Raw genomic sequence first — 20,929 nt, 5'->3', positions numbered from 1 at the left:
GGAATCCTTAAAAGTGGCAATACAACTTTAGAAAAGAGGGATTCTGATGCCGTTTTTAGGAAGTGTATATCAAATATTTGGATTATATCCAGAAATTTATTATGGAATGATTTCAGCTGAACTTGCGGAGCAGCAAAGGTTGGAACAAGCGGAAAACGAAGAACCAGAAACAGAAGCGTAACTGCATAAGCTTCAAAATAAAAAATGAAAACACGCTACTTGCTCTTTAAACGTATAAGAGCAAGTAGCGTGTTTTTTCTATTTAATAATCCCATTTTCTAAAATTTTAATAGTTGGTGCTACTTTCACATTAGCTTTTGAAAAGGCACGTGGCCAATCATCTTCAACTTGTTTCCATTCTTTATAGTGAAATGCTCTCGCATAATCACCAAATCCGAATGGATCGAGTTGCTGTTTTTGAATTTTGTAGATTAATTCGTTTAAATCTTTGTTTAGTTGTTTTGTAATAAGAGAAGTTAATTTCTTTCTATCTTTATCTATATCCATGTTGAATGTAAGTTCAGATACGGCAATTTTTAAATCCATTTTAATATTAAATTTGAAGCGGTTATCGCTATAGTCTGTATCGATATCATGATTCATACTAAGAACGTTTATTGTTATGAAATCGTCGCCTTTTGTATCTTTTAGATGGCTATTACTTTCAACTAAATTAGAGGGGATTTTCATTGTAAGTGAAACGGGTATATTAGCTTTCTTTTGCACCATAAGAAGAAGGGCACTTTCATAGCGATTTAAAGACATCTTATAAGTTCCACGAGAAGTTAATAGTGCCGAACCGGTAACAATAACATCTTTCTTCCCTTTTTTTATTTCTGAAATAGCAGGAGTTACGCCTTTATTAAAAGTTTGTCTATGAAATTCATGGAATGTCGTAAACACGGTCCGATTGTATAGTTTGTTCGTATTAATTAAATCTGTTAAATATTCAGGAAGAGCAGGCTTATCTTTGAAATTATTATATATAACAGAAGAAATGGGGCCATCTACTGCAACCATGCGCATATTTCCTGTATTTTTAGGATCGCGATACCAAACATCCAGATAAGGCATAGCTCCTTCTTGTTTTAAAAAATTTGTGCTAAACAATATGAGCTGTAACTTTTCTGTGGACACTAAACCGCTGCTTGAACTGTTAAACGTATCTTTTGCTTCTCGGGGTGTATGTACTTTCGCTTCATGAATTTCGTACTTTTTCTCTACATCTTCATTAAAAATAGGGTTTACGTGATATACAATTAATTTTCCTTTTGGTTTTGCGTCAAAACCGTAAATTAATGAGATGGATTGTTTTTCTAAATCAAGCCGATCTTCACAGCCTACTAAAAAAATTATGAGGAAACAAAATATAATAAAATGAATACAACGTCTCATTTAAATTTTTCTCCTTTTCCAATGCTGATAAAGTGTCATGTATAAGAGAAATACCACTGGGAATAGAAAAACGATAAAATAACTAGCAGTTCCCCAAAATTCCCGCAACGCACTTATCTGATAAGAAGAAGGGATATAAAAGAATAAGATGAAAATACATCCGAATAATAAAAAATAAATAGGTAATGAACTGCCTTTTTTGTTAAGTAATTGATTAATTCCATCTGAAGCAGTGAAAATATAAGGAATACAGGAATCAAAAATAATAAAGAGATAAAATGACAAAAAGATAATTTCAAATCGCTCAAGAAATGAGAAGTGAAACGGTGTAACAAGAGAAAGTGTCGGCCATAAAAACTTTGTTATACCATCTGGACTAAAATAAATAAAAGAAACGAACGTGATTTGAAGATAAATAAATAACGTAATCAAATTCGCAATAACGATTCCTTTTTTTGCAGATGCTTTGTTAGTTAAATAAGGATAAAGGACAAACGAAAACTCGAATCCGAGAAACGCAATGATAGTTGATTTCACGGTGTTTATAATTGGTAGCCATCCTTCCTTGATAAGAGGAAGTAGATATATAAAATGCCCATCTTTAAGAGGAATAAATAATAATAATGGCATCCAAAGTGTAAAGATGACAGTGAAAACAGCAAAACGACTAATAATAAGTGCTCCTTTACATGCAAGCATAAGCATTGGAATAGATAGCAAAATCATAATTAAAGACATAGGAGATCTAGGTAAAATCCAAATGTGAATAACGTATAAGAGGGAAAAAATTAAGGAAACAGCTGCGAGTACAGCATATAAAATCCAAAAAATCATTACTACTCTTCCTAGCCATTTTCCAAGATAGCGTATCAGCACATCAAGTAAAGTATATCCTGGATGTTTTTCCATAATTTTTACAATACATAGACTGACTAAAGTAGTAATGACACATCCGATAATAATAGACATCCAGCCATCTGTATTCGCCCCTTGTGCAACTTCACGCGGGAGTGTAAGTACGCCGAATCCGACTTGAACACCACTAATAGTTAAAATGTATTGAAATAAAGTGATTTCCCTCTTTGCACGTTTTGTCACTTATTCTCCTCCTTTTCCTCAACATCGCTTTGCCGGTTATTTTGTTTTAATTGTAGAGATAGTGGCCGTTTCTTCATGATTTTCCATGGGAAACGTACAAGGGTATCTTTTAAGTCCGAAGCATATGACGGAGAAAAAGGACTACCATATGGCACACCAAGTGATTCCATAGAAAGAATATGGATGATAATGATTGCCATTCCAACCATAATTCCAATGACGCCAAATAAAGAGGCTGCTATCATCATTGGGAATCGAAGAAGCCGAATTCCTGCTGACATTTCTAAGTTAGGAATAATGAAAGAGGCAACCGCAGTAATTGATACGACGATAACCATAACGTTACTAACAATCCCAGCTTGAACCGCAGCTTGTCCAATTACAATTCCTCCTACGACGCCGATTGTTTGTCCAACAGGCCCAGGAAGCCGAATCGCTGCTTCTCGGAGCATTTCGAGAACTAATTCCATTAATAAAGCTTCTAATATGGGGGGGAAAGGAATTTTGGCTCGAGATTCTCCAATCGTTAACAACAATTTGAGCGGAATTACTTCATAATGGAAGGAAATCATAGCAATATAAAGAGCAGGAGCAAATATTGCAATAAATAGCCCAGTGAAACGAAGAAGTCGTATAAAAGATGGAATCATAGGTCTGAAGCTGTAATCATCTATCGTCTGAAAAAAGGATGAAAAGGTCATAGGTCCTATTAATACGCCTGGTGAGCGATCTACAACAACAGCGATTCGCCCATTCAAAATATGATGTGCCGTTGTGTCAGGACGTTCAGTGATAGACAATTGTGGGAAGAGAGTATAGGAATTATCTTCAACAAATCCTTCTAATTCACCGGTAGTAAGAATAGCATCTACTTTGATTGATTCGATGCGGCATGTCATATCTTGTACAACATCTTCGTTTGCAACATCTGCAAGATAAAGTAAAAAAACTTTAGAGGTTGCTCGTTCGCCAACAGTGAATTCCTTCACTTTTAATTCGCGATTTGGAATATAGCGACGAATAAGTGCGATACTATCACTTGCCACTTCATTAAATCCTTCGTGTGAGCTTTTTATGGAAGTCTCTGTTGTAGGTTCTTCAATGCTCCTTTTTGGCGCCGCTTGTGTATCTAGTTCTAAAGCCGATAATTGACCGTTTATAAATAAAATACTTTTGCCATGTAAGAGAGATTGCTCAATGTCTATCCACTTCTGAACTTTTTTAATATTCCCTATAGAAACAGAAGATTCCCAAAAATCGTCTTCATTCCATTCTTTAAATAAGAGAGGCCGAAGAATATCTACATTAATAACAGTTTTATCTACAAGTCCTTCCGTATATATAAGAGCAGCTTCTTTTCCGTTTTTTAACGGGAAAGTGCGTGTAATTAATTCTGGAATACCACTAAATAATTTGGATAAGTGTTTAAGATTAAGCGGCATGGAGGAAGAAATTTCTTTATGTAATACAGTTTCAGATTGCTCGTGTGTAGAGAAAGATTTTTCGCCCCTTATCCATTTTCGAAAAGAACCCATATATTCACCTTATTCCTCGTTGAACTTTATATGGGTTATTATGGATAGTTACATACAGACATATGCGCAGTTTAAAATTTATATTGTATATTTGTACATTTAACGCTATAATTATAGTGTTAAAGATGGAATCGTGATATGACCTGTTATGAATCTATCGTTTTATTTATGAATAAATGGATTGGTATTTTAGCAAGATGTGCTAATAAACTACTCCACCATGATAATAGCGTGCCAAAAATGTGGTGCGTATATTTTCGTGGTGGAGTTTTTTTATTCTCAAAAAGGGGGAAAGACCATGAATGACAACATGGTTCATATTACAATTGACGGAAAAAAGTATGCAGCGGAGCCTGGTTCAACGATATTGGGTGTGATTAATGAGAACGGGATTGAACATCCGCAAATTTGTTACGTGCCAGAAGTAGATTCTATTCAAACATGTGACACTTGTATTGTAGAAGTTGACGGAAAGTTAATGCGTTCTTGTTCGACGATAGCAACGGAAGGTATGGACATTGAACGTGCTTCTGTTCGCGCAAAAGAAGCACAAACAGAGGCGATGGATCGGTTACTAGAAAATCATTTATTATACTGTACAGTATGTGACAATAACAATGGGAACTGTAAACTGCATAATACAGCAGAATTAATGGAAATCGAACATCAAAAATATCCTTATGAACCGAAAGTAGATGTAAGTGAAGTTGATATGACGCATCCGTTTTATCGCTATGACCCTAATCAATGTATTGCATGCGGTCAATGCGTTGAGGTGTGTCAAAACTTACAAGTAAATGAAACGTTATCGATAGACTGGGAAGCGGAACGCCCACGAGTTATTTGGGATGAAGGAGTAAATATTAATGATTCTTCATGCGTTAGCTGTGGTCAATGTGTAACGATTTGCCCTTGTAACGCTTTAATGGAGAAAACGATGCTCGGTGAAGCTGGATTTATGACGGGATTAAAACCAGATATTCTTGAACCGATGGTAGATTTAATTAAAGAAGTTGAGCCTGGATATAGCGGTATTTTTGCGGTATCAGAAGTGGAAGCGGCCATGCGTGATACTCGTACGAAGAAAACGAAAACAGTATGTACATTTTGTGGTGTAGGTTGTTCGTTTGAAGTGTGGACGAAGGGGCGTAAAATCCTTAAAGTACAGCCATCTTCAGATGCACCAGTTAACGCAATTTCCACTTGTGTAAAAGGGAAATTTGGTTGGGATTTCGTAAATTCTAAAGAACGAATTACAAAACCTTTAATTCGTAAAAATGGAACGTTTGTTGAATCTACATGGGAAGAAGCATTGAATGTAGTTGCAAGTAAATTAGGATCGATTAAAGAAGAGTATGGTAAAGATGCTATCGGTTTTATTTCTTCATCTAAAATTACGAATGAAGACAATTACGTTATTCAAAAACTAGCCCGACAAGTATTTGAAACGAATAATATTGATAACTGCTCACGTTATTGCCAATCACCAGCAACGGATGGTTTGTTCCGTACAATTGGTATGGGCGGTGATGCAGGAACGATTAAAGATATTGCGCAATCTGGTCTTGTTATTATTGTAGGATGTAATCCGACAGAAGGTCATCCTGTTTTAGCTACACGTATTAAACGTGCACATAAATTACACGGACAAAAGTTAATTGTAGCTGATCTTCGTAAAACAGAAATGGCAGAGCGATCAGATGTCTTTATTAGTCCAAAACAAGGAACAGATCAAGTATGGTTAATGGCTGTTACGAAATATATGATTGATCAAGGTTGGCATGATCAAGAATTTATTAATGAGAATGTAAACTTCTTTGAAGATTTCAAAGAGAGCCTGAAAGAATATACACTTAAATATGGAGAAGAAATGACTGGTATTTCAAAAGAAACACTTATTCAAATGGCTGAAATGATTCGTGATGCAGATGGTACATGTATCCTTTGGGGGATGGGAGTAACGCAAAATACAGGTGGCTCTGATACTTCCGCTGCGATTTCAAACTTACTTCTTGCAACAGGGAACTATCGTCGTCCAGGAGCAGGTGCATACCCACTTCGAGGTCACAATAACGTACAAGGTGCTTGTGATATGGGTACTTTACCAGGATGGCTTCCAGGATATCAGCACGTTACTAACGAAATGGAACGTGCGAAATTTGAAACTGCTTACGGAGTGAAAATTGATAGTGAACCAGGTCTTAATAATATTGAAATGCTTCACGCAATTGACGAAGGAAAAATGAAAGCAATGTATCTTGTCGGAGAAGATATGGCTCTTGTAGATTCTAATGCAAATCATGTACATGAAGTGTTAACGAGCCTTGATTTCTTCGTTGTGCAAGATGTTTTCCTTTCTAAAACTGCTCAATATGCAGATGTTGTATTACCAGCAGCGCCATCTCTTGAGAAAGAAGGTACTTTCACAAATACAGAGCGCCGTGTCCAAAGATTATATCAAGTTCTTCCTACGCTAGGAGATGCGAAACCAGACTGGTGGATCGTCCAGGAAGTTGCGAATAAACTAGGTGCAAACTGGAATTATAGCCACCCAAGTGAAATCTTTGCTGAAATGGCAAGTTTATCACCATTGTTCTCGCAAGCGAACTATGAAGTGCTTGAAGGATGGAACAGTTTCCATTGGGGAAGTTTTGATGGAACGAATACACCACTTCTGTTCCAAGATGGATTTAACTTCCCAGATAAAAAAGCTCGTTTTGCGATTGCTGACTGGGTACGTCCAGCTGAATTTCCAGCCGAGTTTGACCTTCACATTAACAACGGTCGTATGCTTGAGCATTTCCATGAAGGGAATATGACAAATAAATCAACAGGTATTCAAACGAAAGTACCTGGTGTTTTCGTTGAAATCTCTCCAGACCTTGCAAAAGAACGTGGCGTAAAAACAGGTTCGTTAGTTCGTCTTGTCTCTCCTTTTGGAGCATTAAAATTACGTGCACTCGTTACAGATCGTGTAAAAGCGAATGAGTTATATTTACCGATGAACTCTACAGATAACGAAACGGCAATTAATTTCTTAACAGGTCCTGCTGTGGATGTACGTACGAATACACCTGCGTATAAACAAACGAAAGTACGTATGGAAGTGTTAGAAGTTGATGGCGAAAATCCGATGCCAAAAGCGAACCCACGCAATAAAAAACGTCACCCTCAAGCTGGAATTGAGGTACATCGTAAGTGGGCACGTACAGGGTATGTGCATTTAACGGATAAGTAGGAGGAGAAAACTATGGCTGCACCTATAAAAATGATTCAAAAACAAGAATTAACTGAGGAAGAAATAAAACAGCAAAAGTTAGATGATTTAAAAGAGCTTCTAACTAATAATGAAGAAGCTCTAAATCAGATGTTTAATATAGTAGGGGAATTAAATGACATTGGAATGCTAGAAGCTGCAAATTCTATGCTAAAAGCGAAAGAACCAATTGCGAAGATTGTTCTAGGTCAAGTAACTCGTGAGCCTGTTACAAATTTAATTAATAATATGATGGGCGCTGCAGGTGCGTTAACTGAACTTGACCCAGAACTTACGAAAAAGCTTATAGGTAGTTTATTAGTCGGGCTAGAAGAAGGTAATGAACATCTAGAAAGTAATAAAAAAGTAGGGGTATTCGATCTTATGAAAGTATTGAAAGACCCAGATATTAACCGTGCGATCGGGTTTGGGCTTCATTTCTTAAAAGGAATGGGGAAAGGGTTAAAAGACGAATAAACTTCATGAAGTGAACCTTTTCGCCCAAATATTTGTACGAAATAGTTTGGGCGGAAGGCTCATTTTGGTAAAATATATAATAAAGTAAAATGAGGCTTTTGGGAGGTATAATTGTATGTCAAAAAAAGTACATGAATTTAATGATATGATCCGAAAACTTCGAAAGGAACTTTTCGGAAAAGGACCGGAACGAATTCATACTGTTTTTGCAGAAAATATGGCTATAGCGACTCTTTATGGAAACTTAACACCTACTGAAAAATTTATTTCAAGTACGATGGACGGTGCGGAAATGGTTCATCTGGCTAGAACAAAAATGATTCAAGAAGTGTATGCTGCGAATTCCCGTGAACATTTGGAGGAACTTGTTGGCGCGAAATTAGTGAATTTGTTTTCAGATATGAAAGTAGAAGAAGATATTGCAGTTTCGGTATTTGTTTTTGATAAAAATATAACGTGAGAGAAGGATACTGATCGTGAAACCGATACAGGTAGAAAGAGAAATCTTTCGTTATGAACAAGAGGTATTTAAGCATATAGAGGACAGCATTGTAACAGAGTTTCCTGTCACCATTAAAATGAACGGACAGGAGTTTGTTACAATGGTTAGTACTCCAGAATATATAGAAGATATGGTAATAGGCTTCTTAGCATCTGAAGGAATCATTCGAAAGTATGAAGATATTGATAGTGTATGGGTGCAGGAGAAAGAAGGATTTGTACATGTAACAACGACAAAAGTAAGTCCGTATTATGAACAAATGCAAAATAAACGATATATTACGTCTTGTTGTGGTATGAGTAGGCAAGGATTTGTTTTTGCAAATGATGCACTAAGTGCAAAAAAGATGAAGGGTGTCCATGTACAGGTTGCTGCCGATGATTGTTTTCGGTTAATGAAAGAAATGCAGCAATCTGCGGATACGTTTCATCATACTGGCGGGGTTCATAATGCAGCTTTATGTGATGTGAATGGTATTATTTTAAGCCGAATGGATATTGGTAGGCATAATGCACTAGACAAAATTTACGGTTATTGTTTAAAAAACGATATTTCTATAAAAGATAAAATCATTGTTTTTAGTGGTCGTATTTCTTCGGAAATATTATTGAAAGTTGCAAAAATCGGTTGTGAAATTATACTATCAAAATCAGCTCCAACTGAGTTAGCTTTGCAACTAGCGGAAGATTTAGGTATTACGACAATAGGATTTATTCGTAATCACTCCTTAAATGTGTATACCCATCCAGAGCGTGTTTTAAATATAAAATAAAAGTGAGGCAATGAAGATGAAATCAGTTACATTAGACAAGTTGCAACGTCCGTTAAAGGATTTACGTATTTCAGTTACTGATCGCTGTAATTTTCGCTGTCGATATTGTATGCCAGAAGAAATATTTGGTCCTGATTACTCGTTTTTGTCTAATGACAAAATTTTATCTTTTGATGAAATTGAAAGGATAACACGTATTTTCGTTTCTTTAGGTGTGAGAAAATTAAGGATTACAGGCGGAGAACCGTTACTTAGAAGAGGGCTTCCAAAGCTTATTGAGCGGCTTCATAAAATAGATGGTGTAGAAGATATCGGTTTAACAACCAATGGATCGTTACTTAAAAAATTTGCTCCTGATTTATATAAGGCGGGACTATCACGTGTAACAGTTAGCTTAGATTCCTTAGAAGAAGAGCGGTTTTTCTATTTAAATGGTAATAGGAGCAAAGTGCAAAGGGTTCTGGAAGGAATACAGGCTGCAGCTGAAGTTGGAATGAAAATTAAAATAAACATGGTCGTTCAAAAGGGAAAAAACGAACAGGACATTTTGCAGATGGCGCAATACTTTAAGGAAAACAAGCATATTCTTCGTTTTATTGAGTATATGGACGTTGGAAATTATAATGGTTGGGATTTAAAAGAGGTCGTCTCTAAACAAGAAATAGTAGATACGATTCATCAAGTTATGCCGTTAGAACGGATAGAAGCAAATTATTCTGGTGAAGTGGCTACTAGGTATCGTTATATAGGAAGCGACGAGGAAATAGGTATTATTTCATCGGTAACAGATTCTTTTTGCTTATCATGTACGAGAGCTCGTATTTCTGCAGAAGGAAAATTATATACTTGCTTATTTGCTTCTAAAGGAAATGATTTAAGAGAATTGCTTCGTTCTGAACATACAGATGAGGACATTACAGATGTAGTACGCGATATATGGAATAATAGGGAAGATCGTTATTCAGATGAACGCTTAAATCATAAAAATAAGAATACAATACCTAAAATTGAAATGTCACATATCGGTGGTTAATATATAAAGCTAGCGTCATAGTGAAAAATGGGGAATTTACAAGAGTTGTGGATTTTCTATTTTATAGTAAAAGTGATGATTGATATCTCTGTAAAAGATGTGCAGAGAAATTAAGCAGCATTCAAAAACCTTTATTTTGAGGAGGTTTTTTGAAGCTGCTTTTTTATTTGGAGAAAATGGAGGAATGGGTAATGGCATTTCATAAGCCGGAACAAATTGCTGAGCTTGTCATTGAGGCCGGTGTTCAAAAAGTAAGACAGACATTGCCAGCGATGCTTATTCTCGGTTTTTTAGGAGGAGCGTTTATTGCGATAGGTTTTTTACTTAACATTCGAGTTTTAGGGAATTTACCTGAGCGCTGGGGGAGTCTAGTGAATGTTTTAGGAGGAGCGGTATTTCCTGTTGGACTTATGCTCGTAGTATTAGCAGGAGGAGAATTAATTACGGGAAATATGATGTCACTGTCTATGGCGCTTTATGCAAAGAAAATTACATTGATAAGTGTACTGAATAACTGGGTTTGGATTACTCTCATGAATTTTATTGGGGCAATTTTCGTTGCGTATTGCTTTGGACATCTTGGCGGATTAACAGAGGGAGAGTATTTAAATAAAACAGTAGCGATAGCGGAAGGGAAGTTACATGAATCATTTGGAAGAACTTTAATTTTAGCAATTGGTTGTAATTGGCTCGTTTGTCTTGCTCTTTGGCTCGCTTACGGGACGAGTGATTTTGTCGGAAAAATCATCGGAATTTGGATTCCAATTATGGCATTTGTAGTGATTGGATTTCAGCAAGTAGTAGCAAATATGTTTGTCATTTCCGCTGTTATTTTTGCTGGTCATCTAACGTGGATGGATTTGGCTAAAAATTTTGTTCCTGTTTTTATCGGAAATGTAATTGGAGGAGCTGGGTTTGTTGGTTTTGCTTACTTTGCTTGTTATCAGAAACAACATTCTAATATGAAATAGAGTTCTTGAGAGGAAGGGTATGTAATGGCTGATCGGTATTCACGACAACAGTTGTTCAAACCAATTGGGAGTAAAGGACAAGAAAAAATTCGAAATAAACATGTGTTAATTGTAGGGGCAGGCGCATTAGGAAGTGCAAGTGCCGAAAGTTTCGTACGTGCAGGTGTTGGCAAGTTGACGATTATTGATCGTGACTACGTTGAATGGAGTAATTTACAAAGGCAACAATTGTACTCTGAACAAGATGCGAGAGAGAAAATGCCGAAAGCAATTGCTGCAAAAAATCGGTTAGAACAAATTAATTCGGAAGTACAAATACATGCTTTCGTAATGGATGTAACTTCAGAAAATATGGAAGGTCTATTAAAAAATGTAGATGTAATCATTGATGCAACAGATAATTTTGATATTCGATTTGTAATAAATGATTTATCACAAAAACATAATATTCCTTGGGTATATGGTTCTTGCGTTGGATCGTATGGTATGAGTTATACAATTATTCCGCAAGAGACACCGTGTTTACATTGTATGCTGAAAAATATTCCTGTTACAGGTGTGACATGTGATACCGCTGGAATTATTAGCCCGACTGTTCAAATCGTCGCAGCATATCAATTGGCAGAAGCACTCAAAATTTTAGTGGAAGATTTCTCAGCAATTAGAAAAACATTTTTCATGTTTGATATATGGAGTAATCAAAATCATTTTATAAAATTAGGGAAAATAAAAACAGACGCTTGTCTCTCATGCGGTTTGAATCGAACTTATCCTTATTTATCATACGAAAATCAAACGAAAGCAGCTGTTTTATGCGGAAGAAATACAGTTCAAATTAGAACAGTAGACAATAGGAAATACAATTTTGATGATATAGAAAAAGTATTACAAAAACTGGGGAAAGTAGATCGGAATCCGTATTTACTATCTTGCCAATTCGATGATTACCGCGTGGTTGTTTTTCGAGATGGTCGTGTTTTTATTCATGGTACAAATGATATTTCGAAAGCGAAACAACTATATTATCGCGTATTCGGTTAATAGAGAGGGTGTCAACAATGGAAAGAAGAGTGCCAATTACGGTTGAAGAAGCTGTTCGTAAAGTGATGGGATTTGCTGATAAAGGCTTAAAGGAGCTATTACCAATTGAATTAGCTTATGGACGTATATTAGCAGAGGATTTAATAGCTGACCATGATGTACCGTCATTTAATCGTTCGCCGTATGACGGATTTGCTATTCGAGCAGAAGATACTAATTTAGCAAGTTATGAAACGCCAATTGTATTTGAAGTAGTGGGTGAAATTGGTGCAGGATCGCTATTCCATGAGAAAGTAGGTCCGTTTCAAGCAGTTCGAATTATGACGGGAGCACAAATTCCGAATGGGTGTGATGCGGTTGTTATGTTAGAGCTGACTCGTCAATATGAGAAGAATGGCAACAATTATATGGAAGTGAAGCGATCATTCAAAAAGGGCGACAATATTTCTTTTCAAGGTGAAGATGCTCGTAAAGGAACGGTTCTTGCAAAGAAAGGATCGTACATTAATCCAGGTATTTCAGCTCTTCTTGCTACATTCGGTTATAGTGAAGTGCCAGTTGCGAGAAAGCCTGTAATTGGACTGTTAGCGACTGGGAGTGAATTGCTTGATGTCGATGATTCATTACAGCCAGGGAAAATCCGAAATAGTAATACGTATATGATATTGTCTCAAATTCGAAGAGCAGGCGGCAGAGTAAAATATTTTGGGAAGTTTAGTGATGATTTTAATACATGTTTTACAGCTGTGAAAGAAGCGCTTGGCCAAGTGGATATGTTAATTACAACGGGCGGTGTATCAGTAGGAGATTACGATTATTTACCAGCTATTTACGAAAAGTTAGGTGCCTCTGTTCTTTTCAATAAAGTTGCAATGCGGCCAGGGAGTGTTACGACTGTAGCACAATTAAATGGCAAGTTATTATTTGGTTTATCAGGAAATCCATCAGCTTGTTATGTAGGGTTTGAATTATTCGTAAGACCGTGTATTCGGGCGTATATGTTTAGTGAAAAAGTACATTTAAAAAGAGAAAAAGCGTTATTAGGAGAAGATTTTCTAAAACCGAATCCATTTACAAGATTTGTACGAGCGAAATTGCAATATGATGAGGGGAAATTAATAGCTTATCCATCAGGTTTTGATAAATCTAGCTCAGTTTCCTCATTGGCAGAATCAAACGTGTTTATCGTATTGCCGGGCGGGACAAGAGGATATAAAAAAGATATGTTTGTCGATGTTCTTTTATTAGAAGATAACGAAGGTAGTGAATGGCCTTGGACATTTCATAAAGTGAGAGGTGGTTCTAATGGGACAAGTGTTATTTGAGATTGTAGATAATCCGATTTTAGTTGAAGAAGTAACGAATAAAGTCGCAAGAAGGGAAGCGGGTGCGATTACAACATTTATTGGTACCGTGAGAGAACTTACAAAAGGAAAACGAACGCTACATTTAGAGTATGAAGCATATAAACCGATGGCAGTAAAACAACTTATGAGAATTGGTGAAGAAATTAGTGAAAGATGGCCGGATGCAAAAGTAGCAATTACGCACCGTGTAGGGCGGCTAGAAATCATGGATATTGCGGTAGTCATTGCAGTTTCATCACCGCATCGTAAAGTAGCTTATGAAGCGAATGAGTACGCGATTGAACGTATAAAACGAATCGTTCCAATTTGGAAAAAAGAATTTCGGGAAGATGGAACGATGTGGGTTGGAGATCAACTTGAAAACACACCATATCCAGAAGGAAAACCAAAGAAGGAAGAATGAGAAAATGATTACAATTTTATTGTTTGCAAATTTGCGTGAGGAAGTCGGATTGGATCAATTAATAATTTCAGAAAAACAAGAAATGACTGTTGGGCAATTAAAAGAATGGTTGAAAGATAGTTATCATTTGCAATCCTTGGATACAGTAATGGTTGCAATTAATGAAGAGTTTGTAACGAATGAAGAGATGATAAAAGTAGGAGATATAGTCGCATTAATCCCGCCCGTTAGCGGAGGGTAATAAGCTTTTTCAACAGATGAAGCGCCGAGAAGATGTTGTATATAAATTAGAATAAGAGAAGGGATGAGTTCTATGCTTACTCAAGAACAAATAATAAATGCATTAAAACATGTAGAGGATCCAGAGTTACACAAAAGTGTTGTAGAATTAAATATGGTTAGAAATATACAAATGAACGGAACAGAGGTTAAACTTGAAGTAGTACTAACAATACAAGGTTGTCCGTTAAAAGCAAAAATTCAACAAGATATTGAAGAATCACTTCACGCAATTGGTGCCTCTAAAGTGGATGTAACATTTGGTTCTATGACACAAGAAGAACGTGCAGCTTTAACAGAGAAGTTAAAGAAAAATAGTAGAACAGAAACTGGTATGCCGAGCATGCTTCGCCTTGATTCAGGAGTACGGTTTATTACTGTAACGAGTGGAAAAGGTGGAGTTGGAAAATCAACGGTGACAATTAATCTTGCAACTGCACTAGCTCGTATGGGGAAAAAAGTGGGGATATTAGATGCGGATATATATGGTTTTAGTATTCCAGCTATGATGGAAACGAATACGAAACCAACGATGATTGATCAAACGGCAATTCCAGTCATTAGTCACGGTGTTAAAATCATGTCGATGGGATTTTTTACAGAAGGAAATAACCCAGTTATGTGGCGCGGTCCGATGCTAAATAAATGGATTCAAAATTTCCTTGCGAATACGCACTGGGGAGAATTAGATTATTTATTACTTGATTTACCACCAGGTACAGGAGATGTTGCGATTGATGTTGCAGCAATGATCCCGCAGGCGCAAGAAATTATCGTTACAACACCACACAATGTAGCTTCGTTCGTAGCATCTAGAGTAGGAGTTATGGCAAAGCATACGAAACACGAGATTTTAGGGATTGTAGAAAATATGGCTTATTATGAAGAGCAAGATGGATCGAAAAACTATCTCTTCGGAAAAGGTGGCGGCGAAATGCTTGCAGAACAATTGCAAACAGAAGTGATCGCGCAAATACCTTTTGCAAAACGAGAAGAAAATAACGGTTCATCTGTATATGATGAAGACTCTCTTGTAGGAGAAGTGTTTACATCGTTAGCTGAGGATATTATTTATAGAGGATAGAGGGGGAAGTTTAATATGGCATGTAACATTGATCATTCTATTGAAGATGTGATGAATAAGCTTGAAAGTCAAAAGAGTTTTTTACCTGAAGGGATCTTTAAAGAGTTAAAGAGTTTTTTGCAAGGTATTCATTCACAGAAATTATTAAATGATGTTTTTCACCTCCTAAAAAAGTATGATTTAGTCAGTGAGGAAGAACGAGAGACGAGAAACGCACAATTATTGTACATTTTGAATTAAGTACTCTTTGGCTTTAGAATTTTTTCAGAAGGGGTGAATGTAATGAATATGAAAAAGATGATTGAAATGGTAGAAGCAACTAAAGTGACTGACGAAGAATTATCGATTTCTACTTTACATCAAAAGCTTGTGAAGTTGTATAGTCAAAAAGATTGTGCAGAGTATACGGAGTTATTAAAATATATTTTATCATTATCCGTGCAGCTGAAGTTGAATCTCGTATTGAAATATTTTGGTGTGCGTCTGGTTGTTGCTGCAGACGAGCGTATGCAATTTCAAGAGATATTTAAATGCTTAGCTAAGAAAGATGAGAATGGGGAATGGTTTCTAAATTTTGTTTCTTTATATGTAGGGCTAATTGTAGTTCTTCATTTTGATGAGAAAGTGATTGAGAGCAATTTTTTTGATGATATGGTAGTGGGTGAATGTAATGAAATATAAGATTCTGCTCATAACGTTTTTCTATTTAAATGCTTTAATTGCGATTTTAGTTGGTTATATAAATATGAAGGCAATTAATTAAGAAAAAGGAATGAAACTAGTTGGATAAAAAGAGTTCTTCAGTTGTTTCCGTCGTTTTTTCGTGTTACTATTAATCGAATTTTTCATAAGGAGAGAAAGCGATGAAATGGATTTATTTTCTTATTATTAACGTTATAGCTTTTAGCCTTATGGGGCTTGATAAACGAAAAGCAAAGAAGAAACAGTGGAGAACGCCAGAAAGTACGTTGTTTTTATCGGCGGCAGCTGGAGGAGCAGTTGGAGCTTGGATCGGCATGTATATGTTTCATCATAAAACTCATAAAAAGAAATTTGTTTTCGGCATACCGTTACTTGTTGTAATAACGGTATGTTTATTATTCGTTGTATGAGAAATGTCGAAAGAAATGCAGATTGATTATTGGTAAAGTGAGCATGTGAGACCGTATAATGGAGAAAAAATGAGAAGGGGAGAAAAAGGAAGATGGGGAGTCAATCAGCAGAGCAAAAAAAAGGGATACTATATGCGGCTGGTGCTTACACGATGTGGGGAATTCTACCGATTTATTGGAAATGGGTTGAGGAAGTTCCAGCAGATGAAATATTAGCGCACCGCATCGTTTGGGCATTTGTTTTTATGTTACTTGTATTAGGTGTTACGAAGAGGTTTCGCCAGTTTATTGGGGAATTTGTGAATCTTTTTAAACGACCTAAATTATTAATGTCATTAACAATAGCTTCAGTCTTGATTAGCGGAAACTGGTTTGTTTACATATGGGCCGTTAATCATAATCATGTTATTGAAGCGAGTCTTGGCTATTATATTAATCCGCTTATTAGTATTTTACTTGGTACAGTCGTTTTAAAGGAAAAGTTAAACTTTTGGCAATATGTTGCAGTTGGTTTAGCAGGAGTAGGGGTTGTCATTTTAACAGTACGTTTCGGATCTATTCCGTGGGTTTCTCTTTCACTTGCCTTTTCATTTGGATTATACGGATTAACGAAAAAACTATTAAACTATGATGCTACAATTGGACTTACGATGGAAACCATGTTAGTGACGCCGTTTGCGATCATTTATCTTGTTATGACAGGAGCACATGGTTTCGGCTCATTTGGATCTATTTCAATGTTATCAACGTTACTTTTAATAGGAGCAGGTATTGTAACAGCATTACCACTATTTTATTTTGCAAAAGGAGCACAACTTATTCCGCTTTATATGGTGGGATTTTTACAATATATTGCGCCAACAATTAGCTTAATTTTAGGTGTATTTGTATTTGGTGAACATTTCACATCTACACATATGATTGCATTTTTCTGTATATGGGTTGCTTTATTTGTATTCTCGGTAGCGAAAACAAAGTTTTTAGTGCAGAAACAACCGAAATTTATAAAAAATAAATCAGCAAAAGTATCATAATGCGTAGTATTTTCTACGCATTTTTCTTTATACTTATATTATATAGAATTTCCATTATAGTCAGTAAGGAGCTGAGAACATGGAAACAATTTTACATAATGATCCGCTTATGGCAGCTGTAATTTCATGGTTTTTAGCACAATTAACGAAAGTAGTCTTTAAATTAGTTAAAACGGGTGAATTTGATTTTGCAAAGTTTTTTGCTTCAGGTGGGATGCCAAGTTCTCATGCTTCAACAGTTACAGCGCTTGCTACAGGAGTTGGAGTTGTGGAAGGTGTGGAAAGCTCGATGTTTGCGGTTGCTGCTATTTTTGCCATTATTGTAATGTATGATGCTTCAGGAGTAAGGCTTGCAGTAAGTAAACAAGCAAAAATATTGAATGACTTTTTTCACGGTAGAGAAACAGAATATAAGAAGTTAAATGAACTTGTTGGGCATACACCGTATGAAGTAGTAGTCGGTGCTTTATTAGGGATTATTGTCGGAGTAGGATATTGTTTATGAGCAGAACATTTTATATGTTCTGCTTTTCTTTGTTTTCATACATATTCAGCTACCTTTTTGAATATCGTTATACGGATTTCGAAAGGGTGGGTGAGTAACTTGTTATTATATGAAAAAGTGCATGAAGAAATAGCGAGAAGAACAACTGCACTTCAAACGATGCAACGGCAAGATGGTACGTGGCGGTTTTGTTTTGAAGGAGCGCCACTAACAGATTGTCATATGATTTTTTTATTAAAATTATTAGGTAGAGATAAAGAGATAGAACCGTTTGTAAAAAGATTAGCATCACTCCAAACAAATGAAGGAACATGGAAATTGTATGAAGATGAAGTGGGTGGTAATTTATCTGCTACAATTCAATCTTATGCTGCCTTACTTGCATCGGAAAAATATACAAAAGAAGATGCGAATATGAAGCGAGCGGAAATGTTTATAAATGAGCGCGGGGGGGTGGCGCGTGCTCATTTTATGACGAAGTTTTTATTAGCGATTCATGGAGAATATGAATATCCTTCTCTCTTTCATTTGCCAACACCAATAATGTTTCTGCAGAACGATTCCCCCCTCAGTATATTTGAATTGAGTAGCTCAGCACGTATCCATTTAATTCCGATGATGTTGTGTTTAAATAAAAGATTTCGAGTAGGGAAAAAGTTATTGCCAAATTTAAATCACATTGCAGGCGGGGGCGGAGAATGGTTTCGGGAGGATCGGTCTCCAGTTTTTCAAACGTTATTAAGTGAGGTGAAGAAAATTATAACGTATCCACTTTCTTTGCATCATAAAGGATATGAGGAAGTAGAACGTTTTATGAAAGAGCGTATTGATGAAAATGGAACATTATATAGTTACGCAACTGCCTCGTTTTATATGATTTATGCTTTACTTGCATTAGGGCATTCTATTCAATCGCCAATTATTCAGAAGGCTATAACGGGAATCGCATCTTATATATGGAAGATGGAGAGAGGGAGCCATTTGCAAAACTCTCCGTCAACTGTATGGGATACAGCTTTACTCAGTTATGCTTTGCAAGAAGCTCAAGTTCCGAAAGCAAGTAAAGTGATTCAAAATGCATCAGCGTATTTACTAAGAAAACAGCAAACGAAGAAAGTAGATTGGAGTGTACATGCACCGAATCTATTCCCAGGTGGTTGGGGCTTTTCGGATGTGAATACGATGATTCCAGATATTGATGATACAACTGCTGTGTTAAGAGCACTGGCGCGAAGTAGAGGGGACGAAAATGTAGATAATGCTTGGAAGAGAGCGGTTAATTGGGTTAAAGGATTGCAAAATAATGATGGTGGTTGGGGAGCTTTTGAAAAAGGGGTAACGAGCCGTATATTAGCAAATTTACCAATCGAAAATGCAAGTGATATGATTACAGATCCTTCTACACCAGATATTACAGGAAGAGTGCTAGAGTTTTTTGGGACATATGCGCAAAATGAATTGCCCGAGAAACAAAAACAAAGTGCGATAAATTGGTTAATGAATGTACAAGAGGAAAATGGATCATGGTATGGGAAATGGGGAATTTGTTATATATATGGTACATGGGCAGTGTTGACTGGTTTACGGTCACTAGGAATACCATCTAGCGATCCATCATTAAAACGAGCAGCTTTATGGCTTGAACATATACAGCATGAAGATGGTGGCTGGGGAGAATCTTGCCACAGTAGTGTGGAGAAAAGGTTCGTTACTTTACCATTTAGTACACCATCCCAAACGGCATGGGCGTTAGATGCTCTCATTTCTTACTATGAAAAAGAAACACCAATCATTCGAAAAGGTATTTCATATTTGCTCTCCAACCCTTATGTAAATGAAAAATATCCTACTGGAACAGGTTTACCAGGTGGGTTTTATATTCGTTATCATAGTTATGCTCATATATATCCGTTGCTTACTTTGGCTCATTATACAAAAAAATATAGAAAATAAACCGAGAGATGTCTCTCGGTTTATTTTGTTGGGTAGTAGGTCCCTTTTGAAAAGAATAAGGTTGTGATGTACCTTATTTTTCGGTTGACTGGGGTTTTTGACGTGCATCAGCGGCATTTGCACGTGCGTTTGCTTCTAAGTCATTGTGGTCAGCGAGTTCGCGAGAGAACTCAACATCAATGCCATCAGTTGCTTTGCTTTGTTTGAAATTCTTTTTGTTCATTCGACACAATCTCCTTGCGTTTATGCGACGTTGCAAAGTTAGTTTGACACAAATAGACTTTTTTATACAAAGAGGAATTGGAAAGCAAAAAGCCGAAATATACAGTATAAGTAATAGAAATGGGGGATAGGAATGGAGTTTTTAAATGGGAAAACAGCTGTTGTAACAGGAGCTGCACAGGGAATTGGAAAAGAGATTGCAAGGGTTTATGCAAAACTAGGGGCGAAAGTATTAATTAGCGATGTAAATGAAGAGAATCTACAAAAGACGACACGTGAGTTATCAGATGAAGGATATGAAGTGTGCTCATATCGATGTGATGTGAGTAATCAAAATGAAGCAAAGTCGTTAATTGAATATGCGGTTCAAAAATTTGGTACATTACATATTTTGGTGAATAATGCTGGAATTACAAGAGACGCAATGTTACATAAAATGGAGAAGTCTGCTTGGGAACAAGTATTACAAGTGAACTTAACTGGAGTTTTTTATTGTATGCAACCAGCGCTTCTTTACATGAGACAACAAGGGTATGGACGAATTATTAACATATCTTCAATTAGTAGAGAAGGAAACATAGGTCAAGCAAATTATGCGGCTACAAAGGCAGGAGTTGTAGGATTAACAAAAACAGCAGCGAAAGAAGTTGGAAGTTTCGGTATTACTTGTAATGCGATTTGTCCGGGGTTTATGGATACAGATATGACAAAAACGATACCAGATAAAGTGAAAGAAAAGATGGTGGGCGCTATTCCAGTTGGTAGAATTGGAACGCCAGAAGATATTGCGAACGCAGCAGCCTTTTTAGCATCAGAATACGCATCTTATATTACAGGTGAAGTATTAAATGTGAGCGGAGGACTGCAAGTTTAAAGGAATACATAATGAA

The 20,929-nt window shown here is 36.4% G+C and carries 23 protein-coding genes; 19 read left to right on the top strand and 4 right to left on the bottom strand.

Annotated elements, in window-relative coordinates:
• Positions 1-46 precede the first annotated feature (46 nt).
• Positions 47-181, top strand: coding sequence for a hypothetical protein (locus DOS87_RS20075; protein WP_001116178.1), 135 nt, complete (start codon positions 47-49; stop codon positions 179-181).
• A 77-nt stretch (positions 182-258) separates the two neighbouring features.
• Here DOS87_RS20075 and DOS87_RS20070 read toward each other — a convergent pair whose 3' ends face one another.
• Genes DOS87_RS20070 through DOS87_RS20060 form a run of 3 tightly spaced genes read right to left on the bottom strand, consistent with a single transcriptional unit; the run spans position 259 to position 4,028 of the window.
• Positions 259-1,395 carry a Ger(x)C family spore germination protein gene (locus DOS87_RS20070; protein WP_001250481.1) on the bottom strand — a complete coding sequence of 379 codons (1,137 nt, stop codon included), beginning with the start codon at positions 1,393-1,395 and terminating at the stop codon, positions 259-261.
• Positions 1,396-2,493, bottom strand: a complete 1,098-nt coding sequence (locus tag DOS87_RS20065; protein WP_000166526.1) for an endospore germination permease — start codon at positions 2,491-2,493, stop codon at positions 1,396-1,398.
• On the bottom strand, positions 2,490-4,028 hold the full coding sequence (locus DOS87_RS20060) for a spore germination protein (protein ID WP_208730119.1): 1,539 nt from the start codon (positions 4,026-4,028) through the stop codon (positions 2,490-2,492). The genes DOS87_RS20065 and DOS87_RS20060 overlap by 4 nt, the downstream gene beginning before the upstream one ends.
• A gap of 298 nt (positions 4,029-4,326) precedes the next feature.
• Here DOS87_RS20060 and fdhF point away from each other — a divergent pair, with 298 nt between their 5' ends.
• From fdhF to DOS87_RS19975, 17 genes are all read left to right on the top strand, one after another.
• Positions 4,327-7,266, top strand: a complete 2,940-nt coding sequence (gene fdhF, locus DOS87_RS20055) for a formate dehydrogenase subunit alpha (RefSeq protein ID WP_098578231.1) — start codon at positions 4,327-4,329, stop codon at positions 7,264-7,266.
• A gap of 12 nt (positions 7,267-7,278) precedes the next feature.
• On the top strand, positions 7,279-7,761 hold the full coding sequence (locus tag DOS87_RS20050) for a helical membrane plugin domain-containing protein (RefSeq protein ID WP_000729897.1): 483 nt from the start codon (positions 7,279-7,281) through the stop codon (positions 7,759-7,761).
• A 115-nt stretch (positions 7,762-7,876) separates the two neighbouring features.
• Positions 7,877-8,221, top strand: a complete 345-nt coding sequence (locus DOS87_RS20045; RefSeq protein ID WP_000039580.1) for a Na-translocating system protein MpsC family protein — start codon at positions 7,877-7,879, stop codon at positions 8,219-8,221.
• 16 nt (positions 8,222-8,237) lie between these two features.
• On the top strand, positions 8,238-9,035 hold the full coding sequence (gene fdhD / locus DOS87_RS20040) for a formate dehydrogenase accessory sulfurtransferase FdhD (protein ID WP_000802664.1): 798 nt from the start codon (positions 8,238-8,240) through the stop codon (positions 9,033-9,035).
• A 16-nt stretch (positions 9,036-9,051) separates the two neighbouring features.
• Positions 9,052-10,068, top strand: a complete 1,017-nt coding sequence (moaA, locus tag DOS87_RS20035) for a GTP 3',8-cyclase MoaA (protein WP_000844114.1) — start codon at positions 9,052-9,054, stop codon at positions 10,066-10,068.
• A gap of 191 nt (positions 10,069-10,259) precedes the next feature.
• Positions 10,260-11,039: a formate channel gene (locus DOS87_RS20030; RefSeq protein WP_000863998.1), complete on the top strand. Its 780-nt coding sequence runs from the start codon at positions 10,260-10,262 to the stop codon at positions 11,037-11,039.
• 24 nt (positions 11,040-11,063) lie between these two features.
• A complete protein-coding gene (locus tag DOS87_RS20025; protein ID WP_098425607.1) occupies positions 11,064-12,080 on the top strand; it encodes a molybdopterin-synthase adenylyltransferase MoeB in 1,017 nt (338 codons plus the stop codon).
• 17 nt (positions 12,081-12,097) lie between these two features.
• Complete coding sequence (glp, locus tag DOS87_RS20020; protein ID WP_000442187.1) at positions 12,098-13,405, top strand: molybdopterin molybdotransferase MoeA; 1,308 nt, start codon at positions 12,098-12,100, stop codon at positions 13,403-13,405.
• The gene (gene moaE / locus DOS87_RS20015; RefSeq protein ID WP_000531883.1) at positions 13,386-13,850 is read left to right on the top strand and encodes a molybdopterin synthase catalytic subunit MoaE; all 465 of its coding nucleotides are present in this window, start codon (positions 13,386-13,388) and stop codon (positions 13,848-13,850) included. The genes glp and moaE overlap by 20 nt, the downstream gene beginning before the upstream one ends.
• Positions 13,851-13,854: 4 nt before the next feature.
• Entirely contained in the window at positions 13,855-14,091 is a 237-nt protein-coding gene (gene moaD / locus DOS87_RS20010; RefSeq protein WP_000628473.1) for a molybdopterin converting factor subunit 1, read from the top strand.
• A gap of 72 nt (positions 14,092-14,163) precedes the next feature.
• The gene (locus tag DOS87_RS20005; RefSeq protein ID WP_098578230.1) at positions 14,164-15,213 is read left to right on the top strand and encodes a P-loop NTPase; all 1,050 of its coding nucleotides are present in this window, start codon (positions 14,164-14,166) and stop codon (positions 15,211-15,213) included.
• A gap of 15 nt (positions 15,214-15,228) precedes the next feature.
• On the top strand, positions 15,229-15,453 hold the full coding sequence (locus DOS87_RS20000) for a hypothetical protein (RefSeq protein ID WP_000752380.1): 225 nt from the start codon (positions 15,229-15,231) through the stop codon (positions 15,451-15,453).
• 42 nt (positions 15,454-15,495) lie between these two features.
• On the top strand, positions 15,496-15,894 hold the full coding sequence (locus tag DOS87_RS19995) for a hypothetical protein (RefSeq protein WP_081143771.1): 399 nt from the start codon (positions 15,496-15,498) through the stop codon (positions 15,892-15,894).
• A 182-nt stretch (positions 15,895-16,076) separates the two neighbouring features.
• A complete protein-coding gene (locus DOS87_RS19990) occupies positions 16,077-16,325 on the top strand; it encodes a DUF1294 domain-containing protein (RefSeq protein WP_000871349.1) in 249 nt (82 codons plus the stop codon).
• A 92-nt stretch (positions 16,326-16,417) separates the two neighbouring features.
• A complete protein-coding gene (gene rarD / locus DOS87_RS19985) occupies positions 16,418-17,359 on the top strand; it encodes an EamA family transporter RarD (RefSeq protein ID WP_000535541.1) in 942 nt (313 codons plus the stop codon).
• 79 nt (positions 17,360-17,438) lie between these two features.
• Positions 17,439-17,864, top strand: coding sequence for a divergent PAP2 family protein (locus tag DOS87_RS19980; RefSeq protein WP_000447819.1), 426 nt, complete (start codon positions 17,439-17,441; stop codon positions 17,862-17,864).
• A gap of 99 nt (positions 17,865-17,963) precedes the next feature.
• Positions 17,964-19,817 (top strand): terpene cyclase/mutase family protein, encoded by a 1,854-nt coding sequence (locus tag DOS87_RS19975; RefSeq protein ID WP_098578229.1) that lies wholly within the window; start codon positions 17,964-17,966, stop codon positions 19,815-19,817.
• Positions 19,818-19,890: 73 nt separating this feature from the next.
• Here the strand turns inward: DOS87_RS19975 and DOS87_RS19970 are convergent, their stop codons facing one another.
• On the bottom strand, positions 19,891-20,040 hold the full coding sequence (locus DOS87_RS19970; RefSeq protein ID WP_001035811.1) for a YfhD family protein: 150 nt from the start codon (positions 20,038-20,040) through the stop codon (positions 19,891-19,893).
• A 132-nt stretch (positions 20,041-20,172) separates the two neighbouring features.
• Here DOS87_RS19970 and fabG point away from each other — a divergent pair, with 132 nt between their 5' ends.
• Entirely contained in the window at positions 20,173-20,913 is a 741-nt protein-coding gene (fabG, locus tag DOS87_RS19965; RefSeq protein ID WP_000395038.1) for a 3-oxoacyl-ACP reductase FabG, read from the top strand.
• The last annotated feature ends 16 nt before the right edge of the window (positions 20,914-20,929 follow it).

Source organism: Bacillus sp. CR71, assembly GCF_003429245.1.
GTDB classification, from domain to species: Bacteria; Bacillota; Bacilli; order Bacillales; family Bacillaceae_G; genus Bacillus_A; species Bacillus_A thuringiensis_S.
This window is presented reverse-complemented; position numbering and strand designations above follow the sequence as displayed.